The 21,832-nt window shown below is 62.8% G+C and carries 28 protein-coding genes and 1 pseudogene; 18 read left to right on the top strand and 11 right to left on the bottom strand.

Annotated elements, in window-relative coordinates:
• The first annotated feature begins 19 nt into the window (after positions 1-19).
• The 5 genes and pseudogenes from NKI67_RS22150 to NKI67_RS22130 all read left to right on the top strand — a co-directional run bounded on the left by NKI67_RS22150 (position 20) and on the right by NKI67_RS22130 (position 2,760).
• Positions 20-352 carry a carboxymuconolactone decarboxylase family protein gene (locus NKI67_RS22150; protein WP_023674789.1) on the top strand — a complete coding sequence of 111 codons (333 nt, stop codon included), beginning with the start codon at positions 20-22 and terminating at the stop codon, positions 350-352.
• A 2-nt stretch (positions 353-354) separates the two neighbouring features.
• On the top strand, positions 355-1,341 hold the full coding sequence (locus tag NKI67_RS22145) for an aldo/keto reductase (RefSeq protein WP_352570889.1): 987 nt from the start codon (positions 355-357) through the stop codon (positions 1,339-1,341).
• A 42-nt stretch (positions 1,342-1,383) separates the two neighbouring features.
• A complete protein-coding gene (locus NKI67_RS22140; RefSeq protein ID WP_352570890.1) occupies positions 1,384-2,148 on the top strand; it encodes an SDR family NAD(P)-dependent oxidoreductase in 765 nt (254 codons plus the stop codon).
• A 17-nt stretch (positions 2,149-2,165) separates the two neighbouring features.
• Positions 2,166-2,366: pseudogene (locus tag NKI67_RS22135) on the top strand (alcohol dehydrogenase catalytic domain-containing protein); the annotation flags it as partial.
• Between the two features lie 13 nt (positions 2,367-2,379).
• Positions 2,380-2,760, top strand: coding sequence for a DUF2255 family protein (locus NKI67_RS22130; RefSeq protein ID WP_023674792.1), 381 nt, complete (start codon positions 2,380-2,382; stop codon positions 2,758-2,760).
• Positions 2,761-2,865: 105 nt separating this feature from the next.
• Here NKI67_RS22130 and gloA read toward each other — a convergent pair whose 3' ends face one another.
• Complete coding sequence (gene gloA, locus NKI67_RS22125; protein WP_023674793.1) at positions 2,866-3,306, bottom strand: lactoylglutathione lyase; 441 nt, start codon at positions 3,304-3,306, stop codon at positions 2,866-2,868.
• A 215-nt stretch (positions 3,307-3,521) separates the two neighbouring features.
• Between gloA and NKI67_RS22120 the strand changes: the two genes are divergently transcribed.
• The 4 genes from NKI67_RS22120 to NKI67_RS22105 all read left to right on the top strand — a co-directional run bounded on the left by NKI67_RS22120 (position 3,522) and on the right by NKI67_RS22105 (position 5,997).
• On the top strand, positions 3,522-4,118 hold the full coding sequence (locus NKI67_RS22120) for a cold-shock protein (RefSeq protein ID WP_036238076.1): 597 nt from the start codon (positions 3,522-3,524) through the stop codon (positions 4,116-4,118).
• 19 nt (positions 4,119-4,137) lie between these two features.
• On the top strand, positions 4,138-4,701 hold the full coding sequence (locus NKI67_RS22115) for a DUF192 domain-containing protein (protein ID WP_352570891.1): 564 nt from the start codon (positions 4,138-4,140) through the stop codon (positions 4,699-4,701).
• Positions 4,702-4,721: 20 nt separating this feature from the next.
• Positions 4,722-5,489: an alpha/beta fold hydrolase gene (locus NKI67_RS22110; RefSeq protein ID WP_352570892.1), complete on the top strand. Its 768-nt coding sequence runs from the start codon at positions 4,722-4,724 to the stop codon at positions 5,487-5,489.
• A 136-nt stretch (positions 5,490-5,625) separates the two neighbouring features.
• Positions 5,626-5,997 (top strand): hypothetical protein, encoded by a 372-nt coding sequence (locus NKI67_RS22105; RefSeq protein WP_352472741.1) that lies wholly within the window; start codon positions 5,626-5,628, stop codon positions 5,995-5,997.
• A 42-nt stretch (positions 5,998-6,039) separates the two neighbouring features.
• Here the strand turns inward: NKI67_RS22105 and NKI67_RS22100 are convergent, their stop codons facing one another.
• A complete protein-coding gene (locus NKI67_RS22100; RefSeq protein WP_352570894.1) occupies positions 6,040-6,654 on the bottom strand; it encodes an HD domain-containing protein in 615 nt (204 codons plus the stop codon).
• A 159-nt stretch (positions 6,655-6,813) separates the two neighbouring features.
• On the opposite strand from NKI67_RS22100, the gene cysE reads away from it, so the two are divergent.
• Together cysE and NKI67_RS22090 are read left to right on the top strand one after the other, a co-directional pair.
• Positions 6,814-7,662, top strand: a complete 849-nt coding sequence (gene cysE, locus NKI67_RS22095) for a serine O-acetyltransferase (protein ID WP_023717455.1) — start codon at positions 6,814-6,816, stop codon at positions 7,660-7,662.
• Between the two features lie 333 nt (positions 7,663-7,995).
• Entirely contained in the window at positions 7,996-8,199 is a 204-nt protein-coding gene (locus NKI67_RS22090; protein ID WP_023674799.1) for a DUF3126 family protein, read from the top strand.
• A 265-nt stretch (positions 8,200-8,464) separates the two neighbouring features.
• On the opposite strand, the gene NKI67_RS22085 is transcribed toward NKI67_RS22090, so the two are convergent.
• Entirely contained in the window at positions 8,465-9,196 is a 732-nt protein-coding gene (locus NKI67_RS22085) for a hypothetical protein (protein ID WP_352570896.1), read from the bottom strand.
• Between the two features lie 118 nt (positions 9,197-9,314).
• Between NKI67_RS22085 and NKI67_RS22080 the strand changes: the two genes are divergently transcribed.
• Together NKI67_RS22080 and NKI67_RS22075 are read left to right on the top strand one after the other, a co-directional pair.
• Positions 9,315-9,659 carry a DUF6949 family protein gene (locus NKI67_RS22080; RefSeq protein ID WP_352646767.1) on the top strand — a complete coding sequence of 115 codons (345 nt, stop codon included), beginning with the start codon at positions 9,315-9,317 and terminating at the stop codon, positions 9,657-9,659.
• An 18-nt stretch (positions 9,660-9,677) separates the two neighbouring features.
• Complete coding sequence (locus NKI67_RS22075; RefSeq protein WP_352646765.1) at positions 9,678-10,205, top strand: gamma carbonic anhydrase family protein; 528 nt, start codon at positions 9,678-9,680, stop codon at positions 10,203-10,205.
• 57 nt (positions 10,206-10,262) lie between these two features.
• On the opposite strand, the gene NKI67_RS22070 is transcribed toward NKI67_RS22075, so the two are convergent.
• Together NKI67_RS22070 and NKI67_RS22065 are read right to left on the bottom strand one after the other, a co-directional pair.
• A complete protein-coding gene (locus NKI67_RS22070; protein ID WP_352646763.1) occupies positions 10,263-11,009 on the bottom strand; it encodes an SDR family oxidoreductase in 747 nt (248 codons plus the stop codon).
• A gap of 30 nt (positions 11,010-11,039) precedes the next feature.
• Positions 11,040-12,227 carry an MFS transporter gene (locus tag NKI67_RS22065; protein ID WP_352646761.1) on the bottom strand — a complete coding sequence of 396 codons (1,188 nt, stop codon included), beginning with the start codon at positions 12,225-12,227 and terminating at the stop codon, positions 11,040-11,042.
• Positions 12,228-12,323: 96 nt separating this feature from the next.
• Between NKI67_RS22065 and NKI67_RS22060 the strand changes: the two genes are divergently transcribed.
• Positions 12,324-13,220, top strand: a complete 897-nt coding sequence (locus tag NKI67_RS22060; RefSeq protein WP_352541384.1) for a LysR family transcriptional regulator — start codon at positions 12,324-12,326, stop codon at positions 13,218-13,220.
• A gap of 301 nt (positions 13,221-13,521) precedes the next feature.
• On the opposite strand, the gene NKI67_RS22055 is transcribed toward NKI67_RS22060, so the two are convergent.
• The 3 genes from NKI67_RS22055 to NKI67_RS22045 all read right to left on the bottom strand — a co-directional run bounded on the left by NKI67_RS22055 (position 13,522) and on the right by NKI67_RS22045 (position 15,758).
• The gene (locus NKI67_RS22055) at positions 13,522-14,121 is read right to left on the bottom strand and encodes a transglutaminase-like cysteine peptidase (RefSeq protein ID WP_198023528.1); all 600 of its coding nucleotides are present in this window, start codon (positions 14,119-14,121) and stop codon (positions 13,522-13,524) included.
• 263 nt (positions 14,122-14,384) lie between these two features.
• On the bottom strand, positions 14,385-15,002 hold the full coding sequence (locus NKI67_RS22050; RefSeq protein WP_352646758.1) for a PilZ domain-containing protein: 618 nt from the start codon (positions 15,000-15,002) through the stop codon (positions 14,385-14,387).
• Positions 15,003-15,119: 117 nt separating this feature from the next.
• Positions 15,120-15,758, bottom strand: a complete 639-nt coding sequence (locus tag NKI67_RS22045; protein ID WP_023674809.1) for a PAS domain-containing protein — start codon at positions 15,756-15,758, stop codon at positions 15,120-15,122.
• Positions 15,759-16,151: 393 nt separating this feature from the next.
• On the opposite strand from NKI67_RS22045, the gene NKI67_RS22040 reads away from it, so the two are divergent.
• The 4 genes from NKI67_RS22040 to NKI67_RS22025 all read left to right on the top strand — a co-directional run bounded on the left by NKI67_RS22040 (position 16,152) and on the right by NKI67_RS22025 (position 19,633).
• A complete protein-coding gene (locus NKI67_RS22040; RefSeq protein ID WP_352451103.1) occupies positions 16,152-16,922 on the top strand; it encodes a rhomboid family intramembrane serine protease in 771 nt (256 codons plus the stop codon).
• Between the two features lie 100 nt (positions 16,923-17,022).
• Positions 17,023-17,454, top strand: coding sequence for a CBS domain-containing protein (locus NKI67_RS22035; RefSeq protein WP_352451102.1), 432 nt, complete (start codon positions 17,023-17,025; stop codon positions 17,452-17,454).
• A gap of 189 nt (positions 17,455-17,643) precedes the next feature.
• Entirely contained in the window at positions 17,644-19,143 is a 1,500-nt protein-coding gene (gatB, locus tag NKI67_RS22030; protein ID WP_352646755.1) for an Asp-tRNA(Asn)/Glu-tRNA(Gln) amidotransferase subunit GatB, read from the top strand.
• Between the two features lies 1 nt (position 19,144).
• Entirely contained in the window at positions 19,145-19,633 is a 489-nt protein-coding gene (locus NKI67_RS22025; protein ID WP_352646752.1) for a GNAT family N-acetyltransferase, read from the top strand.
• A gap of 16 nt (positions 19,634-19,649) precedes the next feature.
• Here the strand turns inward: NKI67_RS22025 and NKI67_RS22020 are convergent, their stop codons facing one another.
• From NKI67_RS22020 to NKI67_RS22010, 3 genes are all read right to left on the bottom strand, one after another.
• Positions 19,650-19,991, bottom strand: a complete 342-nt coding sequence (locus tag NKI67_RS22020) for a hypothetical protein (protein WP_352646750.1) — start codon at positions 19,989-19,991, stop codon at positions 19,650-19,652.
• A gap of 151 nt (positions 19,992-20,142) precedes the next feature.
• Complete coding sequence (locus NKI67_RS22015; protein WP_352646747.1) at positions 20,143-21,354, bottom strand: hypothetical protein; 1,212 nt, start codon at positions 21,352-21,354, stop codon at positions 20,143-20,145.
• A gap of 146 nt (positions 21,355-21,500) precedes the next feature.
• On the bottom strand, positions 21,501-21,800 hold the full coding sequence (locus NKI67_RS22010; protein ID WP_352646745.1) for a hypothetical protein: 300 nt from the start codon (positions 21,798-21,800) through the stop codon (positions 21,501-21,503).
• Between the last annotated feature and the right edge of the window lie 32 nt (positions 21,801-21,832).

The raw sequence follows: 21,832 nt of genomic DNA, 5'->3' as shown, positions 1-21,832 counted from the left end.
CCACCAAGGAGAGTCTCCGATGAGCGAAAAGCCCAAAGCCTTCTGCAGTCCGTTTGGGGACATCGCTTCCGCGCTCGCGGGCTACACCGATGACGTTCTGTTCGGCGATGTCTGGAAGCGGCCCGGCCTGTCGCCGCGCGACCGCAGCCTGATCTCAGTGGCGACGCTGATCGCCCTCTACCGGACAAACGAGCTGCCGTTCCACCTGAAATTTGCGTTCCAGAACGGCGTCACGCGCGACGAACTGGTCGAGACGATCACCCATCTCGCCTTCTACGCCGGCTGGCCCACCGCCAGCACGGCGGTCGGAATCGCGCGCAAGGTCTTCGAAGAAACCGACGCGGGAGAATGAGAATGCTGAACCGCACGCTCGGTGACAGCGGCCTTGTGGTCTCGGCCATCGGGCTGGGCTGCATGGGCCTGAATTATCACCGTGGCCCGGCTCCAGACCGTCAGGAGACGATCGCGCTCGTCCGGGCGGCGGTCGAGCGCGGTGTCACCTTCTTCGACACCGCCGAGGTATATGGTCCGTTCACCAATGAGGAACTCGTGGGGGAGGCGCTGGAGCCGTTCCGCAAGGACGTCGTCATCGCCACCAAGTTCGGCCACGACTTCAGTCGCTGCAGATCCAGCGGGCTCGATAGCCGCCCCGAACGCATCCGGCAAGCGGCCGAAGGGTCGCTGAAGCGGCTGCGGGTCGATGCGATCGACCTGTTCTATCAGCACCGGGTCGATCCCGACGTCCCGATCGAGGACGTCGCCGGCGCGATGAAGGACCTGATCGCGCAAGGCAAGGTCAAGCAGTTCGGTCTCAGCGAGGCAGGCGCCTCGACCATCCGCCGCGCCCATGCGGTTCAGCCGGTCGCGGCGATCCAGAGCGAATATTCCCTGTGGTGGCGTGAGCCCGAGGCGGAGGTGTTGCCCGCTTGCGAGGAACTGGGGATCGGCTTCGTCCCTTACAGCCCGCTGGGCAGGGGCTTCCTCACCGGCAAGATCGACGAAACCACCAGCTTCGGCGGTAACGACAACCGCGCCAGCTTGCCGCGCTTTACGCCCGAGGCCCGCAAGGCGAACCGCCCCGTGGTCGACCTGCTGGAAAGAATCGGCGCGCAGAAACGCGCGACGCCCGCACAGATCGCGCTCGCCTGGCTGCTGGCGCAAAAGCCCTGGATCGTCCCAATCCCAGGCACCACCAAGCTCAACCGGCTCGAGGAGAACATCGCCGCGGCAGGGATCGAGCTCTCGCCCGACGATCTACGGCACATCGAGGACGCTGCCGCGCAAATCACCGTGCAAGGCGACCGTTACCCTCAGGCGGAGGCGGAGCTCACGCGGCGTTAGCGGCGCACACGCCGAACCGACACATTTACAGGAGATATTTCCATGAACATTGCATTCGAGGGGAGGGTCGCGCTGGTGACAGGCGCGGCGTCCGGACTGGGCCTCGCCACAGCGAAAGCCTTCGCGGAATCGGGGGCGTCCGTCGCGCTCGCCGACTGGAACGAAGACGCGGTGCGTGCTGCGGTCGATGAACTGACCGCTCAAGGCCATAAGGTCCTCGCCATTCGTTGCGATGTCGCCGATGACGCACAGGTCGAAGCCATGGTCGCGCATACGGTCGCGGCCTTCGGCCGGCTCGATGCCGCCTACAACAATGCGGGCGTGCAGAATGTCCTCGCGGAAACGGCCGACGCCACCCGGGAAGATTACGACCGAGTCATGGGGATCAATCTCCGCGGCGAATGGAGCTGCATGAAATTCGAACTGCAGCAGATGCGCAACCAGGGTAGCGGCGCGATCGTCAATTGCTCTTCACTCGGGGGACTTGTGGGAGGTGCCGAGCGCGGGATCTACCATGCCGCCAAGCACGGAGTGCTTGGGTTCACCAAGAGCGCGGCTCTCGAATATGCAGCACGCGGCATCCGTATCAACGCCATATGCCCAGGGCTCATTTGGACGCCGATGGCCGACCAGATGGTGGCCGGCGGTCAGGGCGATGCGCTCAGGGCGATGGAAAAGAGCATTCCGATGGGACGGGTTGGCCGCCCCGAGGAAATTGCGAATGCAGTCCTGTGGCTCTGCAGCGACGCTGCGAGCTATGTGACCGGCCAGTCCATCTCGGTGGACGGCGGTTTTGTCATGCGCTGAAGAGCACGAGGAAAACCATGCAAGGAGCAGTTCTATACGGCCCGGGAGACGTGCGTTTCGAGGACCGTGCCGAGCCGAAAATCCTGGCCTCGACCGATGCCATCATCCGGATCGCGGCGACCTGCGTATGCGGGTCGGACCTCTGGCCCTACCGCGGCCTGCAAGCGTCCTCCGGGCCGACACCGATGGGACATGAATATTGCGGACTCGTCGAAGAGGGGAGGCCCAGACATGACGAGATGGTCTGAAGACGAATTGCGCGAGATCGCCGAAGCCGACAACTTGCACATTGCGCCGTTCAGGGAAGATGGCGTGACATATGGCACCCCAACCTGGATCTGGTCCGTGGCAGTCGACGGCGTCCTCTATGCGCGCGGCTACAATGGACAGGACTCACGATGGTACCAAGCCGCCATCCGGCAGAAGGGCGGACGGATCATCGCCGCTCGCATGACGAAGGACGTCGCCTTCGAGCCGGTCGACGGGCCGATCAACGACCGTATCGATGACGCCTATCGGGCGAAGCATCGCGGAAACCCGTACCTTAGCCCGATGATCGGTGCGCGCGCTCGGTCCGCCACCGTCAGGATTGTACCGCTGCTGCCTGAGTAGCAAGCTCACCGAAGGACCACGGCTCACCAGCCAAAGGCTTGCCGAGCGATCCTCCCCATTAGACACAACCCGCCCAGCAATGCCGGCTCAAGATGGCGTGATCGGTTACCAGCTGCCGGTGTTCGGCATCGACGCCCACGGCTCGGCCTTCGGCTTGGCCGGACCTTTCTGCAACAGCTCGATCGAGATGCCGTCCGGCGATTTGACGAACGCCATGTTGCCGTCGCGCGGCGGCCGGTTGATGGTAACGCCATTGTCCATCAGCCGCTGACAGGTGGCGTAGATGTCGTCGACCTCATAGGCGAGATGGCCGAAATTGCGGCCGCCCTTGTAGTCTTCCGGGTCCCAATTGTAGGTCAGCTCGACCAGCGGCGCTTTCTCGCTGATGCCGCTTTGCTCGTCTTCGGGGGCGGCGAGGAAGATCAGCGTGTAGCGGCCCTGCTCGTTTTCATGGCGGCGCACTTCCTTGAGGCCAAGCTTGTTGCAGTAGAAATCGAGCGAAGCATCGATGTCGGCGACGCGGACCATGGTGTGCAGATAGCGCATGATTTCCTCCTTATGTTGCGTTGCGGCGCAACATAGGGGCGGCCCGGCCAAAGGGCAATTGGCCACGTTTGCCGGCGCCGGCAAACGGCAAATCCGCTATTCCTGTATGGAACCGTGAAAAAAGGCACGTCAGGTCTTGCACACACCGGAAGCCGCGGTGTTAATCTGATACCAAGAATCAGTTGCAGTGTTTCTTGAAAAAAGGGGGCGTTCTTATGGGGGAAAAGGCCTCTTTCATGGGGCGGGACGGGGCCGGTAACGATACGTTGAAGCGGGATGAGAGCGCCGATACGGCCGATCTCGTCGAAATCGCCGGCGCCATCAAATGGTTCGACGTGGCCAAGGGCTACGGTTTCATCCTTCCCGATGATGGTACTTCGGGCGACATCCTCCTCCATGTGACATGCCTTCGAAAGGATGGTTTTCAGACCGCCCTGGAAGGCGCCCGTGTCGTCTGCCTGGTCAAGCAGGGCGAGCGCGGGCTGCAGGCCTTCCGCGTGCTCTCGATGGATGTCACCACGGCGGTGCATCCGGCGGAGCTACAGGAGCAGCGCACCCATGTCGCGGTGACGCCGGAAAGCGGCCTCGAACGGGCGCTGGTCAAATGGTTCAACCGTACCAAGGGGTTCGGCTTTCTGACCCGGGGCGAGGGCACCGAGGACATTTTCGTCCACATGGAGACGCTGCGCCGCTACGGCATCACCGAACTCCGGCCGGGCCAGGTGGTGCTGGTCCGCTTCGGACGCGGCGACAAAGGCCTTATGGCTGCCGAAATTCACCCCGATATGGGTACCTTGCCGGTCTCGCATTAGTTCCGGCCGAGGATTTCATATGGCTCACAGGAACCGGCTGACGGCGGGCGCGCTCTGCGCCGGGATTTTCCTCATCGTCGCCGCAAGTGCGTTCTTCTATTTTCAGCAACCGAGTTCCGCCGACGGCAAGGCGATGATCCTTCCCGTCGACCCGGCGCCGCTGGTCGCGGTGACGAAGGCCGGCGAGCGTTCTTTTTCGGTCGAAATCGCCGACACGCCCGCCGAGCGCGAGGCCGGCCTGATGTTCCGCCACCACATGGCCGACAATCACGGCATGCTGTTCGTGTTCGGTGCGCCGCAGGATGTGAGCTTCTGGATGAAGAATACGCCGATGCCGCTCGACTTGGTCTTCGTCGGCCAGGACGGCCGGATCCGGGCGATCAGGCAAGGCGAGCCGCAGTCGGAGGCGATCATCTCGCCGGACGAGCCGGTGCGCTTCGTACTCGAGCTCAAGGCAGGCACCGCCGCCAAAAAGGGCATTGAGGACGGCGACCTGCTGCGCCATCCGGCCATCGGCACGGCGCCGGGGCCGGCCATGCCGCCGCCCGACAAGGGCGATGCGCCGAGTGTCGATTCCGACTGAGCGGGCAGGATCTTCGGCCGATGCAGTTCTTCTCCCATGACGGTTTCGACCTTGCTTTCCTTGACCGCCAGCCGGCATCGGGGCAGGGCGATCCGGTGCTGATGATCCACGGCTTTGCCTCGAGCCATTACGTCAACTGGGTGTCGCCCGGCTGGTTCAAGGCGCTGAACGACGCCGGCTACCGTGCCATCGCCTTTGACAATCGCGGCCATGGGTCGTCGTCGAAGAGCTATGACGAAGCCGACTACACGCCGGCAAAAATGGCGTCGGACGCGGCAGCGCTTTTGAACCATCTCGGCATCGAACGCGCTCATGTCATGGGTTATTCGATGGGCGCGCGCATATCGGCCTTCCTGGCGCTCTCCGACCCGGAGAAGGTGGCGACGCTGGTCTTCGGCGGTCTCGGCGTCGGCATGGTCGACGGCGTCGGCGACTGGGATCCGATAGCCGACGCCCTTCTGGCCGACGATCCGGCAGGCACCAGCGATCCGCGCGGCCGCTCGTTCCGCGCCTTCGCCGATCAGACCCGCAGCGATCGCCGGGCGCTCGCCGCCTGCATCGCCACCTCACGCGAATTGCTGAGCGAGGCCGACATTGCCCGCATTGCCCAGCCGACCTTGATTGCGGTGGGAACCAAGGACGACATCGGCGGCTCGCCCGATGAACTCGCCGCTTTGATGCCCAACGCCAGGGCTTTTCACATCGAAGGCCGCGACCATATGCTGGCGGTCGGCGACAAGACCTTCAAGCAGCGCGTGCTGGAGTTTTATGCCGAGCATCGGTTTTGACGGATGGCTCCCCAAAAGCGGCCATTGGGCCTGAAGCTGGGGTTCTTAGCGGTTTTGCAACTCTACGGGGGTAACTAAGCGTCACGCGTGGATCGGTTCAAACCCGCCACGCGCTGAACGAGGGGCAGAGGGTACGATGGCACAATGGGGAAGAAGCGACGCCGCTTTGCTGGGCGTCGTTGCGAAAAGCAGGTTCGGCGAATGGTCCGTTGTTCTAGCGCTGGCTGCATTGGTGGCAGGCGCGATGGCGATCACCGCGTTGATGGCAATGCCGAGCGACGCGTCCGTGCTTATCCAGCACAGTGTGACAGGCTTCTTCATGGCGGTATTTTTCCTGGTCGGGCCATTGGCGCATCTTACCGGCGCGGTCTTCGGGCTGATGGCGCTGGGTCGTCCAAACGACAATCGTTTGCTCGGCCTGGCTGGCATCGTGGTCAACGGCGCGTCGCTTGCCGCCGGGGTGTTTATGCTGTGGGCCATGGCATCGACCATAGGCGCGTTTACGTGATTTCGGGCAAATCTTCCGGACGCAAGTGGCCGACGCGTCGGGCTACGATCGGCGCGGGCTGTGCCCCAGCGCCCTGAGCGAGCGCGCCATGTTATGCCGGGCCTGGGTTTCGAAGCGCCGGCGGAACTCCTTGCTGTGGAAGACATGCGGGCGGGCGAGGAAGCCATTCAGGACTGCGGCACGGCCGGCCCGCCACATCGGCTCATCGACCCACTTATATTCGCGGCGGACCGCCTGTTCATAAGCGTCGAACACGTCGGGCGCAGCACCCAGGATCGCCAGGTCCATGTCGAGGAACAGCGCCGCGTCACGAACCGAATGCTGGTCGCCAAGGGGCGGCAATTCGTGGCCGGCAGTGGCAGTGATCATCGCCGCGATGCGACCGATGCGTTGTGCATCGGCGCGGCCGGCGAGCTTTTCCTCGGCAAGTGCGGCACTCCTCGCCTCATTGTCCTTGGCGCGGCTGTCGTAGATCGCGTCGTGGAACCAGATCGCTGCCTCGACTGCTTCAGGATCATGCAACAACGCCTTGTAATCATTGGCCAGCGCCAGCGTCGCCTCGATGTGGCCAAGGTCGTGGTAGTGGCGATCTTCGGCCTCATAGAGCGCGGAAAGCTCGCGCTTCAGGGTCTCGTCCATCAAGGTTGCGTTTTCCATGGCTGCTTGAAATTCCGCCAACCAAATCCATTTCACGAAGCACTAAGGAAAATTGAGTTCACCCGTGCTATGATCTGGCTTATAGGTGCGGCCGGAGAATAGGCAAGCCGCCAACCGAGACATTGGATGGCCGAGACATTGGATGGCCGGAGACATCAGATGAACAGCGTTACGATTTCCCGTCCCACCAGGGTGCAGCCGGTAGATCCGATCTGGCGTTCGATCCGCGACGAAGCGATGGAAGCGGTCAACCGCGATCCGCTGCTGGCGGCGTTCCTCTATTCGACCATCCTCAATCAGGAAAACCTGGAAGAAGCGGTCATTCACCGGCTGGCCGAGCGCCTCGCCCATCAGGACATCGGCTCCGACCTCATCCGCCAGACGTTCAAGGCGATGGCGGCCGACGACAAGGACTGGTCGACGACGGTGCGCGTCGATATCCAGGCCTATTACGACCGTGATCCGGCATGCGACCGCTTCATCATGCCGGTGCTCTACTTCAAGGGTTTTCACGCCATCCAGACGCACCGGCTGGCGCATTGGCTGTGGAACCAGGGCCGCCAGGACTTCGCGCTGTATCTGCAGAGCCGGTCGTCCTCGGTGTTCCAGACCGACATCAATCCGGCTGCCCGCATCGGCAAGGGCATCTTCCTCGACCACGCCACCGGCCTCGTCGTCGGCCAGACGGCGGTGATCGAGGACGACGTGTCGATCCTGCACGGCGTGACGCTGGGCGGCACCGGCAAGGCCGGCGGCGACCGCCATCCCAAGATCCGCTACGGCGTGCTGATCGGCGCCGGCGCCAAGATCCTCGGCAACATCGAGATCGGCCATTGCTCGAAGATCGCGGCCGGCTCGGTGGTGCTGTCGCCGGTACCGCACAACAAGACGGTTGCCGGCGTGCCGGCCCGCGTCGTCGGCGAGACCGGCTGCGACCAGCCTTCGCGGCAGATGGACCAGCTGTTGCCATCGCAGACGATGGACCACGTCGTCAGCTTCGACATCTGAGTGCTCGGGCAGGGGCTTGTCGCGTCGGACCAACTATCAATGTCGGCGCTGCCCCTCATCTGCCTGCCGGCATCTTCTCCCCGTATAGTGACGGGGAGAAGGGGCTGACTGCGGCCTCGGCACTGTTTCTGTAACGCTGGAGATTGGCGAAATTTTTTGCGAAGGCGGCCTTCTCCCCGTCACTATACGGGGAGAAGTGCCCGGCAGGGCGATGAGGGGCAGCGCAAACCTGAGGCGATTGCCCGTGTTCTCTCGCCGGCTTGCCTTTACATGGCCATTGTCGACGTGCCAGAAGCGCGCTCAAACGAAGAAGCCGACGATCGGAGAAGACTGTTGAAGCCGGACGAAATCAGAAAGCTGGACGCCTATTTCAAGCGCACCTTCCAGAACCCCAAACTCGAAGTGAAGGCGCGGCCGCGCAAGGAAGATTCGGCCGAGGTCTATGTCGGCGACGAGTTCCTTGGCATCGTCTTCAAGGACGAGGACGACGGCGATTATAATTTCTCGATGGCGATCCTCGACATCGATCTGGCCTGAGTTGGGAGTTTAGCTGGCCGCTACCCCTCAAGCGCTGCGGCGGTACGGAACCTTGCAGGACGGCGGCGGGACAGCGCCCTCCTCTGGCCTGCCGCCCATCTCCCCCACCTGGGGGGAGATTGGCAGCCTCGGCGCTGCACTCTTCCTGCAACATTGGAGACTGGCGAAAGCCAAGATGACGGCCGATCTCCCCCCTCGTGGGGGAGATGTCCGGTAGGACAGAGAGGGGCGCGAAGGATCGCTACGGAACGGCTCGTTTCGTTGCTTACCGCCCGGTCTTCAGCACACGTGCCGCCTCGCCCGAAATCGCCGCGTCGAGCCCCTGCCAGTCGCCCAGGAATTCCCGGGGGAAGCGGTAGGTAAGGCTGAGATTGTCGCCGACCAGGATGTCGCGTTCGCAGGGCGCCAGCGATTCGTCCGAGCTCGGGCCGCTCAGGCAGCGTGCGACGAACGGATCCTTGCCGGGGCGATCGGCGACCGCCAGCACTTCGTTCAGATAGCCTGATTTTTCGCTGAAGGCGTAAAGCGTGGTGCCGCCAGGGCCGGGCGTACCCGGCTTGGCGATCAGCGCGCTGTAGATCGGCGCGAAGCGGCCGCTCATGTCGCGCGACATCATCTGCGGCTCGAACGACAGGAAGACGATGTCCTTGCTGGGTCCGGTGTGGTTGAAGTCGTTGCGGGCAGCCTCGCTGTAGCCGTCCATCTCGGGATAGCGCAGATAGAGGTCGAGTCGCGAGGCGATGCCGTCGCGCCGGGCCTGGGCAAAGCGGATGACATTGGCCGGCACGGCGATGACGTTGTTGCCGATGACGACCTTGTGGACCGTGGTGTCGTCGGTGTACCCGGCCATGGCAATCGAGCGGCCGAACCATTTGCCGCCAAGGCTGATCGCCACCGAAAGCAGCGCCAGCGTCGCGAACGCATAAAACACTCGCTTCATCAGCGTCGAATCGACGACGCTGAGTTGCGGGCCCTCTGTGGCGGCTGCCTGCTTCATCGCGATCCTCATTTGCCGTCCCATCGGGTGTACCTGAACGGCACATCTCGGCGCGCACGGCTCTTGCTTCGCAGCTTTGCGGGCGACTGTGCGATTTCATGGTAAACGGAGGGTAAAGATGGGCCCGGTCGAACAAATCATATTCAGTTTTATGGCTGGGCTGACGGCTTGCGGCCTGACCGGATCGGTGATGGAGCTGATCGCCGGCCGTAGGCTTGCCTTCGTCCAGCCCTATGTATCGTCGAAGCACGTGCTGCGCTCGCTCGCCACGACGGCTTGCGCCGGGCCGCTGATGTTCGCCAACGAGGCGCTGGACGCCTGGCGCGAGCGTCGCATCTCGGTGCTGGGGCTGATCTCCTGCGGCTGTACGGCGACCATCTGGGCGCTGGCGCTGGGCATGGTGGTGATCGCCATTGCGTCCTGGGCGGCTTCGCTTCTAGGGTCTGGCAGCTTGTCGGTGTGAGACGATCTGGAGACAGCAATGCCGATCTACGCGATTGACGGAAAAGCGCCCGCCTTCGAGGACGCCGACAGCAACTGGATCGCGCCCGATGCCACCCTGATCGGCAATATCAGCATTGGCCGCAATGCCGGCTTCTGGTTCGGCGTCGTCGTCCGCGGCGACGATGAGCCGATCGTCATCGGCGCCGACACAAATGTGCAGGAGCACACAATCATGCACACCGACGCCGGCTTTCCGCTGACCGTCGGCCAACGCTGCACGATCGGCCATCGCGCCTTGCTGCATGGCTGCACCATCGGCGACAACAGCCTGATCGGCATGGGCGCCATCGTGCTGAACGGCGCGAAGATCGGCAACAACTCGCTGGTCGGCGCCGGTGCGCTGGTCACCGAAGGCAAGGAATTTCCCGACAATTCGCTGATCGTCGGCTCGCCCGCGCGCGTCGTCAGGATGCTCGACGAGGCCGCAGTCGCCAGGCTGCGCGCCTCGGCCGCGTATTATGTGGCAAACGGCAGGCGGTTTAGGGCTGGGTTGAGGAAGGTCTAGCCGACCCGGAAATGGCGGAGCCGGGCCTTAAGATATCGAAGCATAACCCCTTCCAAGTCAAACCGGCTGGGCGGTCGGCCGGAACAAGATCTCGTTGATATCGACGTCGTCGGGCTCGTTGATCGCGAAGGCGACCGTTCGGGCAAACGTATCTGGCCCCACGGCGATCTTGCTCACGAAGTCCCTGGTCCCCTGCTGGATATCCTTCTCGCTGATATGCTCGAGCAACTCTGTGCTGACAGCGCCCGGCGAGATCACCGTGGTGCGGATATTGTAGGGTTTCACCTCTTTCCGCAGACCCTCGGACAGCGCACGCACCGCGAACTTGGTGGCGCAATAGACCGCCGCACCCGGGTCGACCACATGGCCGTATACGGACGAGACATTGATAATGTGCCCCGATCGCTGCTCCTTCATGTACGGAAGCGCGGCCGCGATGCCGTAAAGGACGCCCTTGATGTTGACGTCGATCATCCGGTCCCATTCGTCGACCTTGAGCCGTTCGAGCGGGGCCAACGGCATGAGGCCCGCATTGTTGAGCATCACGTCGATGCGGCCGAATTCCCGGACCGCCGTGTTCACCAGGTTCTGGACCTGGCCGGCGTCGGTGACGTCCGTAGTAACGGCCTTGGCTTTGTGCCCAGCGGCGGTCAGTTCCTGGACAAGGGCGTCGATGCGGTGTGACCGGCGTGCACCCAGGACCACGGAAGCGCCTCGTGCGGCAAGATGGCGTGCCGTCGCTTCACCGAGGCCACTGCTGGCACCGGTGATGACGACGACCTTGTTCTCGATTCCTCCGGACATGAGATTCTCCTAGACAAGAATTGAAAGAGTTCAGGTGCGGGGGCCGGCCGAGGCGGCGAGCAAGGCCGAGCTCGTGAGCAGGACCGCGGCGAGAAGGAAGGCGCTCCACCAACCGGCCACGTCGAACAGCAGGCCTCCTGCAATAGCGCCGCCTGCGATCGCGAACTGGATCAGGGCGACCTGGAGTCCGCCCCCGGCCTCCAGGTCTTCAGGGATGAGCGTGGTCATCCAGGTGTTCCACGCCACCGGGATCGGGGTAGCGAACAGTCCCCAAAGAACCAGGAGGCCGGCCGTGGCGCGTGCAAACGGTCCAAAGGTAATCAGCAGTAGAGCGAAGACCGCGAGTGCACTCGGCAGCCCGATCAGCACGGCTGTGAGGTGCCGCCGGAGTATGAGGCCGACAATCGACAGTCCCGCCAGGCCACCGAGGCCGACGCCTAACAGAGCCAGTGAGAGGGTGTTGACCTCAAGGCCCGTCACGTTTTCCAGAAACGGCCGCAGATAGATCGAGAGCGCGTTCTGCCCGATGAAAGCGAGCCCCGTCGCGCCCATGCCGATGGCGAATCTGCGATTCCGCAGCAGGCCGAACATGCTCGACACCGAGGCGATCTCTATCGGCGGCATCTTCGGGAGAACGGCCAACTGCCACACGAGCGCCGCAAGGCCGATGGGGACAGTGACGAAAAAGGTTCCCCGCCATCCGATCAGCGATCCGAGGAAGCTGCCGACGGGCGCGGCGATCACCAATGCGAAGGCAGTGCCACCCTGGAGCAAGGCAATGGCCTTGGGCAGGTCGGGTCCCGCGGCCAGGCGGGCCAGAATGGCCGTCGACAGTGACCAGAAACCGCCGATCGCGATGCCGACCAGCGCCCGCCCGGCCAGGAAGACCAGGAAGTTGGGAGCAAGCGCCACCGCCAGGCTCGATGCGGCCAGCACTGCCGTATAGACCAGAACCACCGTCCGTCGATCGACGTTTCGCAACAGCGAGTTGCCGAAGAGGCTGGTAACCACGGCGAAGAATCCGGATACCGCGATTGCCTGGCCTGCCTGACCCTCGGAGACGGCCAGATCCTGAGCGATCGGGGTGAGCAGGCTCACCGGGAGGAACTCCAGTCCGACCAGAAGGAAGGTCAGCAGCGACAGGCAGACCACCGCAGACCATGGGGTCGTCCCGCTATCAGCAGCAGTGGCCTCGTCCAGCACGAAATCGATGGTCATAAGGCAGTCTCCTGTCCGTTCCCGAACTAAGTAGTCGGGCTGGCCAAATGCGACTAGCGGGTATAATTTTGATGTGGTTGTGAATGAGGCTCATCAATGCCACGCGACGAGTTCGCCGAAATGCGCGCGTTCCTGGAGATCACCCGGACGCGGAGCTTCACCCGAGCAGCCGCCAAGCTCGGGGTCACTCCTTCGGCCCTTAGCCACACCATCAAGTCGCTGGAGTCGCGGCTTGGCGTCCGTCTTCTGTCTCGCACCACGCGCGACGTGGCCCCGACGGCGGCCGGTCAACGCCTCAAGGAAGGCATCGAACCGCATTTCGAAGGCATCGCGGCTGAGGTCAGCGCTCTCGGCGTCCTTCGCGACAGGCCGTCCGGCAACATTCGCCTGGTGTGCACCGACGATTCGGTCGACATTGTCTTCCGCGCCCGGCTGCCAAAGTTCCTGAGCGACTTCCCCGATATCAATGTCGAGTTGGTGGTCGACAACGCCTTCACCAACATCGTCGAGCGCCAGTTCGATGCCGGCGTGCGTCTGGGCGAGTCCATTGCCCGGGATATGGTAGCCGTGCGCATCGGAGCCGACGTGACCTACACTGTGGTCGGCTCACCCCATTACTTCGCCCACCGGACACCGCCGGAGACGCCGCAGGAACTGACCGACCATAACTGCATCAACTACCGGCTGCCGACGTCAGGATCGGTCTATGCCTGGGAATTGCGGGAAGGAGCGCGCGAGTTCAATGCTCGGGTCGAGGGACAACTGACGCTTAACAACATGGGGCCGGCGATCCAGGCTGCGCTTGACGGAGTGGGCTTGGCCTATCTGCCGCGTGAACTCGTCCTTCCACACATTGAGAGTGGCCTTCTCCAGGAAGTCCTGACCAAATGGTGCCCGACGTTCCAGGGTTACCACCTGTACTATCCAAGCCGGCGCCATCCCTCTCCGGCGTTTTCCGCCTTTGTCGACGCGTTCCGTATCAGGGGCAAGTAACAGCGTTTCGACGGCAAACGGCAGCTCGTATCCCACAAACGATCGTGAGACAGCTTGGATGACGAAGCGCAGTTGGAGGCAAAGCCGAGATAACTTTATCGAGATGTGTTCCGCCGGAAATGGTGGAGCCGGCCCGGGGACGGGGCCGGCTCCTTAAACCCGGTCGTTGGGGACGGGGAGGGTGGGGACTCGACCGGGTTTCTCCTAAAGCGCGAAGTCATGCGACGCACTTAACCTCTGTTTTATGCATGTCGTTATCCCAAAACCGCTACGCACTTTTGGGCGACATGCCTTGGCGTCCTCAGCGGACGCTGGCGACCGCGTCGGAGCGGCCGTCGTTGATCGTCACCCAGGCGCCGGAATTCCGCTCGGACTGGCGCTTCAGGTAGGTGTAGCCGGTATTGGTCCAGGACAGCACCTTGGGCTGGAGATTGTCGAGGATGAACTCGCCAAGGCTGGTGCGCACGGTCAGCACCGCATGGCCGTCGCCATTGCGCTGGCGCACCACCGTCATCAGCAGATCGCCGGCCGGCACGCCGATGCTCATCAGCTCGCGGCGCTTTTCCAGCGCATAGTCCTCGCAGTCGCCGAAGCCGCTATTGGGAAAGGACCAGACTTCCTCCTTGCCCCACATTTCCATGTCGGTGCGCGGCGCGACCCTGCTGTTGACCGAATTGTTGACCTTGACGATCGTTGCCCACAGCTTGCGGGTCAGCTCGACGGGTGCCCGGCCAGGCGTCCTCTGATTGCATTCCTGCGGAAGCTGCTGGCACAATTCGTAGTGTCCGACCGGCTGCGTGGTGCGGCCGCCGGTGTGCATGAAGGCCGGCTCCGCCGCGTTTACAGTCCCCCAACCGAAAAGCTGCATCGCTATTGCCGCCAGCAACAGCTTGCCCCTCATCCTGTTCATTATTCAGTCTCCCCGTTTGAGGAGACAATGACACGGCTGGATTTATTTGACGCAAAAGCGCGAAGTAGACATTAAGTAAAACGCCAATAGAATAAACATAAAATTTGACGCAATTGAATATAGAATTGTTTAAGGATTCCAGCCGGGCATGTTCCCATGCTTCGTCGCACCGTTCGAACAGCTAGGATGGCGGGACAGAGGGGGCGCGAAGGATCGCCAGCCTCTCTCTTCCCGATAGTGCTAACGCTTCCGCGTCAGCCGCGCGATGAGCTGAATTCGGTATCGAGCGTTTCCGGCCGCTGGATGACGGCGAACTCGATGGCGACGCCATCTTCGAAATGGCGCACTACCTGGCCGCGCATGGTGCCCAGCGTCACCTGGACGCCGATGGCCGGCTTGACGTCGATCTCGATCGCCGCGCCCGACAGCGACAGGTCGATGATGCGGCACTGGTACTGGCGTCCGTCGGCAAGCTGCAGCACGCTCGTCGGGTTGCGCGGTGCGACGCGTTCATGGCGGCGGTCTTCCGGCAGGTCGAGCTCGTGCTTGTTGGCAAGCCAGGTCAGTTGCGCGGCGAGCTTGTCCCTCTTGCGGTCCGACGCGATGACGGTCATCGCAAAGCCATCCTGCAAAGTGCGGGTGATGACGCCTTCGATGCGGCCGATGTGATCGATATAGGCAATGACCTTTTCGCCCGCCAGGCCGGCGCGCTCGGTGCGCAGCGCGACGTTGCCGGGCGACATGTCGACCACCTGGCAGGGATGTTCGGTGCGGTCTTCCAGCATGAAGCGTCCGTAAATTTTCACGCGGACGCGCTGAAAGTTGCGCCTTTCAGCTTGGGACGGCGTATGGTCGACCGCCGCTGACCTCATCACTGCCATACCCCGTTCGGCATTCCGCGCATGGATGCGGGGAATTTCAGCGGAAAACTACAACAAAGCAGGTTAACAAAGGGGAAAGCCCGGCGCTGTTGCTTTAAGCTTTGGGCATCATTCCTCGCGTCCGCCGTCGAAGACGACCAGGTGACGGATGCGGCGGGCCTGGCCGAGCGCCGAAATCGTCTCGGGCGGGTCGAATTCCGACGGGGCGAGCGAGGGAACCTCGATCGCCGGACGGTTCCCCGGGAACATCGGCTCCTTGTCGGGATCGACGACGCGGATCGAATCGATCAAGGCGTCGAGAACCGGGTCGGCGCCCAGCCAGAAGGGCTTTTCGACGGCGCTTATCACCCCGAGGCAGCGCGGGCTCTCGACACCGCCGTCGAGCGGCAGCGCGAGCAGCTCGAACCTGTTGGAACGGCCGCTGCGGCTGAAACCCTCGTAGGTGATGAGCACCACCGATTTCAGGTCGAAGACGCCATCGGTCAGCTTCGAGATCAGCCGCTGATCCTTCTCGCGCCACAGCGAAGGGAATGAAAACCCCTTGAGTTCGCGGCCATAGACCGCGCAGAGCCTGGTGCCGGCGAGCCGGAACACCGCTTCGCCGCGCGTGTCCTTTTCCAGGATGAACGTGTCGGCCAGCAGCGACTTGATGTCGGCCGGCTCGACTTCCGAGCGCTTCGGGGCAGGGCGTCCGTCACGCAACCGGTTCCAATAATGGAACAGCGTGATCGATCCGGTCTGGTTCATGCTAATGCTGCTCCGCGCATTCTGTCTTCTGATGTCCCATCGGTGAACAGAAGGGCGCCCTCCGAAGACCTACATGCGTTGCGGAGCAGGATGCGTGCCAGCATCGTTAATACTTGTTCACGGGTCGGGGCGGTTAAGGTTAACAACTGGTTTACGTTGCGCGCCAGCGAGGCCTGTGGCACACCAAAACCACTCCAGAAGCGGTCGTTTTGCGACGATCGGCAGCACTTCAGTCAAGAGTTCAGGGGGAGCAAGGGGGCTCGACCAGCCGTTCAAGGGAAACCTTGGACGGCTTCTTTTTTTGATTCGGGGCTGCTGATTCGCCGTTTGTGATTCGGTTGGCCGTGATCTACATGCTCGCCAAGTCCAATCCAGCGACTGAGTGCAAGCCATATGAGCGACCCAGAAAGCCCACCGGAGATCGAGCAGGGCCAGGGTGGGCCTGTCGCCCGCGAACCGGAGCAGCGCCGCGAGCCGGTGTTCAACCTGCCGCCCGTGGTGCTGGCGGTGATCGCCATCTGCGTCGTCGTCTTTCTGATGCAGCAGTATGTGCTTAGCCAAGACCAGCAGCTGACACTATTGTACGACGGGGCCTTCATTCCTGTTCTCTACACTGGCCAATACGGCTTCGACTGGTTCCTGTTTTCTCGGCCCTTTACATATGCCTTCCTGCATGGCGGCTTTGCCCATCTTGCCATCAACATGGTGTGGCTCGCGGCCTTCGGCTCACCGTTGGCCAACCGCTTCGGCGCCCTGCGCTTCAGCCTGTTCTTCGCCGCGACCGGACTGGCGGCGGTGGCGCTGTTCTGGGCCATGCACCCGCTTGGCGAGGCGCCGCTGGTCGGCGCCTCCGGCGCGATTTCCGGCATGATGGGCGCGGCGGCACGCTACGGCTTCCGCATCGACCGCTCGTCGGGCAAGGCCGCCTTCGCCGGCCGGCCTTTGCCGATGGCGGCGGTGCTGCGCTCGCGCGGCGTCGTCACCTTTCTCGCCATGTGGATGGTGATCAACCTCGCGACCGGCCTCTTCGGCCTGGCGCCTGGCATTGACGGCCAGATCGCCTGGGAAGCCCATATTGGCGGCTTTCTTGCCGGCTTCTTCGGCCTGCGGTTTTTTGATCGACGAGAGCAGGTGCCCCGGCAGGCGGACGAGCCGGAGACCTGAGACCGCCGCACTTGAAAAGCAACCGATCGCGGCGCACCATGTTCATCCCAGGGAAAGCCGGCCAGGGCAGGAGCCGGCAGGAAATGCAGAGGAGGACGCCATGACTGTTAAGGCAATTCTCGAGGCAAAAGGCCACGGCGTGGTGACGCTCGGGCCGAACGAAAAGCTCAGCGAAGCCATCCGCATGCTTTCCGAACACAGGATCGGCGCGCTGGTCATCACCAACGGCGATCACAAGATCGTCGGCATTCTTTCCGAGCGCGATGTGGTGCGGGTTCTCGCCAAGGAGGGGGCGGCGGCGCTCGACCTTGCCATCCGCTCGGCGATGACGCCCAAGGTGAAGATCTGCAATGAGAACCACACCGTCAACGAGGTCATGGAGATCATGACCAAGGGCCGCTTCCGCCATCTGCCGGTGGAAAAGAACGGGCTGCTCGACGGCATCGTGTCGATCGGCGACGTGGTCAAGCGCCGCATCGAGGATGTCGAGCGCGAGGCCGAGGAGATCAGGGCCTACATCGCCACGGCATAGGTGACGGCGGCCGGGTTGCCGACAGGTCGATTTTTCAAGCTGCTATCGCAGTTCGTCGCGGCAGGTGCGGGCCTGTGCCGCGTCGGCGCCTGCGGCTTTGCGCTTGTCTCTTTTGGCGGTTTGCACTAGCGAAGTTGCACATCAAAATATGCGTTCTCGCATATCCGCAATTTCAATATGCAGGCCCTTATGAGCATTATCGACACCCGCACGCCCGACGCCAAGCGCCTGGTTCCCGGCGCCACCGGCGACTGGGAGATCATCATCGGCCTCGAGGTCCACGCGCAGGTGACCTCTCAGGCAAAGCTGTTTTCCGGCGCCTCGACCATTTTCGGCGCCGCGCCCAACGCCAATGTCAGCCTGGTCGACGCGGCGATGCCCGGCATGCTGCCGGTCATCAACGAGGAATGCGTCAAGCAGGCGATCCGCACCGGGCTGGGCCTAAAGGCCGAGATCAACCACAAATCGGTCTTCGACAGGAAAAACTATTTCTATCCCGACCTGCCGCAGGGCTACCAGATCTCGCAGTTCAAGCAGCCGATCGTCGGCGAGGGGAAGGTGATCGTCTCGGTCGGCCCGGACCGGCAGGGCGAATTCGAGGACATCGAGGTCGGCATCGAGCGCCTGCACCTGGAGCAGGACGCCGGCAAGTCGATGCACGACCAGCATGCGACGATGTCCTATGTCGATCTCAACCGCTCCGGTGTGGCGCTGATGGAGATCGTTTCGAAGCCGGATATGCGCTCCGCCGATGAAGCCAAGGCCTATGTCACCAAGCTGCGCACCATCGTGCGCTACCTCGGCACGTGCGACGGCAATATGGACGAAGGCTCGCTGCGCGCCGACGTCAACGTCTCGGTACGCCGGCCCGGCGGTGAATTCGGCACGCGCTGCGAGATCAAGAACGTCAACTCCATCCGTTTCATCGGCCAGGCCATCGACTACGAGGCGCGCCGCCAGATCGCCATCCTCGAGGACGGCGGCAAGATCGACCAGGAAACGCGGCTGTTCGACCCCAACAAGGGCGAAACGCGCTCGATGCGTTCCAAGGAAGAAGCGCACGACTACCGCTATTTCCCCGATCCCGACCTTCTGCCGCTGGAATTCGACCAGGCCTATGTCGACGAGTTGGCAAAGGACCTGCCGGAACTTCCCGACGCCAAACAGGCGCGGCTGATCACCTCGCTCGGCCTGTCGACCTACGACGCCTCGATCCTGGTATCGGAAAAGGCGGTCGCCGACTATTTCGAGAAGGTGGCCGCTGGTCGCGATGGCAAGCTTGCCGCCAACTGGGTCATCAACGATTTGCTGGGTGCGTTGAACAGAGCCGGCAAGGACATTGAAAACGCTCCTGTTTCACCCGACCAGCTTGGCGCGGTCATCGACCTGATCAAGGAAGGCACCATCTCCGGCAAGATCGCCAAGGATCTATTCGAGATCGTCTGGAACGAGGGCGGCGATCCGCGTCAGCTGGTCGAAAGCCGCGGCATGAAGCAGGTCACCGATACCGGCGCCATCGAAAAGGCGGTCGACGAGGTGATCGCGGCCAACCCGGACAAGGTCGAGCAGGCGCGCGCCAAGCCGACCATGTCCGGCTGGTTCGTCGGCCAGGTGATGAAGGCGACCGGCGGCAAGGCCAATCCGCAGGCGGTCAATGAGCTGGTCAAGGCCAAGCTCGGGATCGAGTAGGATGTTTGTCCGCACCGCCGGCGAGCGCGATCTGGCGGCGGTGCGCGCATTGCTGGTCGAGACGTGGCATGCCACCTATGACGCCATCTACGGCGCGGCGCGGGTTACCGAAATCACCGATGAATGGCATTCGATCGCCGCGCTCAAGGCACGGCTGACGCGGCCGAACTCGGAGTTCCTGGTCGCCGACGACGGCAAAACCATCGGCGGCATGGCTTTCGCGGCCGCCACCACGGATGCCAGGATCGTCATGCTGAACCAGCTTTACGTGCATCCGGCCTGGCAGAGGCAAGGCATCGGCCAGGCGCTGCTGGACGAAATCGAGGCCAGCTTTCCGGAGGCCAGGACGCTGCGTGTCGAGGTCGAGGAAGCAAATGCTCCGGCTGTCGCCTTCTACCGCGCGAGGGGGTTCTTGCCCGCCGGCAACACGGCCGATTGCGGTGGCGCCTCGGGCTTGCCGGCGCTGGTTTTGGAGAAGCAACTCGGATAGCTCGTTCGCCTGACGCTCAGTTGCGTTTCTCAGGCAGGTTGGAGCAGCCGGCAGCGAGAAACTCGCACGGCAGGCTGCCGCCTCCACCCGACGTGTGCGGGGGCGTGGCGGCTTCGATTTTTTCCACCTCGTAATATTTCGAGGTGACACCCCATTTTTTGACGCCCTGGCACGTCGAGCGCACGCCAACCTCCGTCGCCTTTGCCGCAGTCTTGTAATAGGTGGTGATCCGGCAGGATTGGCTGACCGGCAGCGCGTTCGCCGGGCTCGTGACCGGCGGCAGGAAGTTCGGGAAGGCAAGCAGCGAGATTGCCGCAATGATCCTGATGGCGGGCATGGTGTGAGGAAGGTGCAGCATCGTTTGTCTCCATCGATGGCGCCGCTCGCTCGTGGCGCAGCGGCGCGTTTGTTCCAGCAAGATCAGGCCATGATGCCGGCGCTGCCGCATCTGCCGCGCGGGGCAAGGCGGCAGCGGTCTGAACCGCCGCCGTCATCCGCGAGCGGCCGCGTCAGGGCGTTTTCGGCTTGATGAGCGTCTTTATCGGAACGGCGACTTTTGGAGGCCGGACCGTACTGGCTCCACCATCGACGGCCAGCCCGCCGCTGTTGAGATAGCGCACCGTATAGTGCAGCTCATAGCCGGGAACTCTGATCCATGTAGGCTTGGGATTGAACTGGTCCGGCGGCCTCGAATACCACTTCGGGATCTGCATGATCTTGGAACCGGCACCGAATCCCGCAGTCTTGGCCGCTACTGCGAAGGCGCTGTCTCTGGGGTCGTTCGGCGGCTGGTCGACATTGCCGATGACGACCAGCGAATCGTATTTTCGCGCGTCCAGCCGTACCGCGGGAAGGTTCAGCGCAGCCACGTCGCCTTCGCGCATCGTCAGCGCCTTCTGACGGCCATCCTCATTGGCATAGACGTTGAGGTTTATGGCCTCGGATTCCGCATAGACGACATTGTTGTGGAAGTCGCGGGCTGGCAGGCGTGTGAGGCTGTCGAAGGTCACTTCAACCGTCGGCTTGGCTATGGCGTCCGTCACCACCAGGTTGCGCCGCGGCACCGTCCAGAAGATGAGATCATCGCCGGTGGCCTGTGTGCCGGCATCGGAGCCGTCTATTGCCGAGCATTTCGAATTTGGAACCGGCGTCGTCACCGGCAGAGGTGCCGAAAACGAGCTGCGTACCTGAGCGTCGATGTAATTGCCGACGTTGAAAACGTCTTCGAGGATGTTGCCGCCCTCGAAGCTCGCCGGGCCGGGTTGCGAGCGGATGATGACCTGGCTGGAATCGGTCTGCCAGCCGCTGCAGAAGACGTTGACGTCTATGGGAATGCCGATGTGGCGGTCGGAGGTCACCGGGATCGAGACTTTGATGGTCAGGATGTAAGGAACTTTGACAAACCAGCTGTTCGGCTGGTTCAGCATCTGCGTCGCAATGCGCGACGGCCGCCATTGCTTCAGCGATTCGATCGATGCGCGTGACGATCGTCCCTGGGCGGCCAGCTGTGCGTTGGTGGCGTCGACTTTGGCTTGCGCCAGGTTGCGGACGGTGTTGGTGATCAGGAACACGCCGAGTTCGGCTTTGCAGGGCCTGTTCGATTGTGTGGCGTTGCATGGGGCAAGTGCCGCACTGGGAACCGGCGGCCCCGAAGGCGGCGGCTGGGCGGCCGCGGTGGCCGCCATCAGGCAGAAGAACAGCATCGTGCAGGTTTTCAACATGGTATCCTCGCTCTGTCGTTGGAAACCACCCTCCGGCTAGACAGCAGCATTTGTTCGATGACGGTTCATCGCCCGCACGGGGGATGAACCGCGAAACATCGGGCCGGCCCAGCGACGTCGAGCCGCCGTCCTTTCGAATTGGATATCTACTGCTTCACGACGCCTTTGGTTGTCGCCTTCGGCGCGACGACCTTGGGCTTGGGGGTTTTCGGGCCGGGGTCGACTACCAATGCGGCCGTGCAGGAGCATTTGCCCGAACCGCAGTTCAGGTCGCCCTTACACATTTTGGAATGCCGCATATCGGTGCAGTCGGCGGTCCCGGAGCAGGAGCAACTGCCTTGCCCAATCGTTCCGGACTGACATTTGAAGCTCCATGCCGGATCGGCGGCAAGGCCGGCCACAGCGAGCGATAAGGCAAAAAGCGTCGTCGAGATGAGCTTGCGCATGAATACCTCCCGGTTCTATCGAGCGATGGAAC

Source organism: Mesorhizobium sp. M0408, from assembly GCF_040321495.1.
Taxonomy (GTDB): Bacteria; Pseudomonadota; Alphaproteobacteria; order Rhizobiales; family Rhizobiaceae; genus Mesorhizobium.
This window is presented reverse-complemented; position numbering and strand designations above follow the sequence as displayed.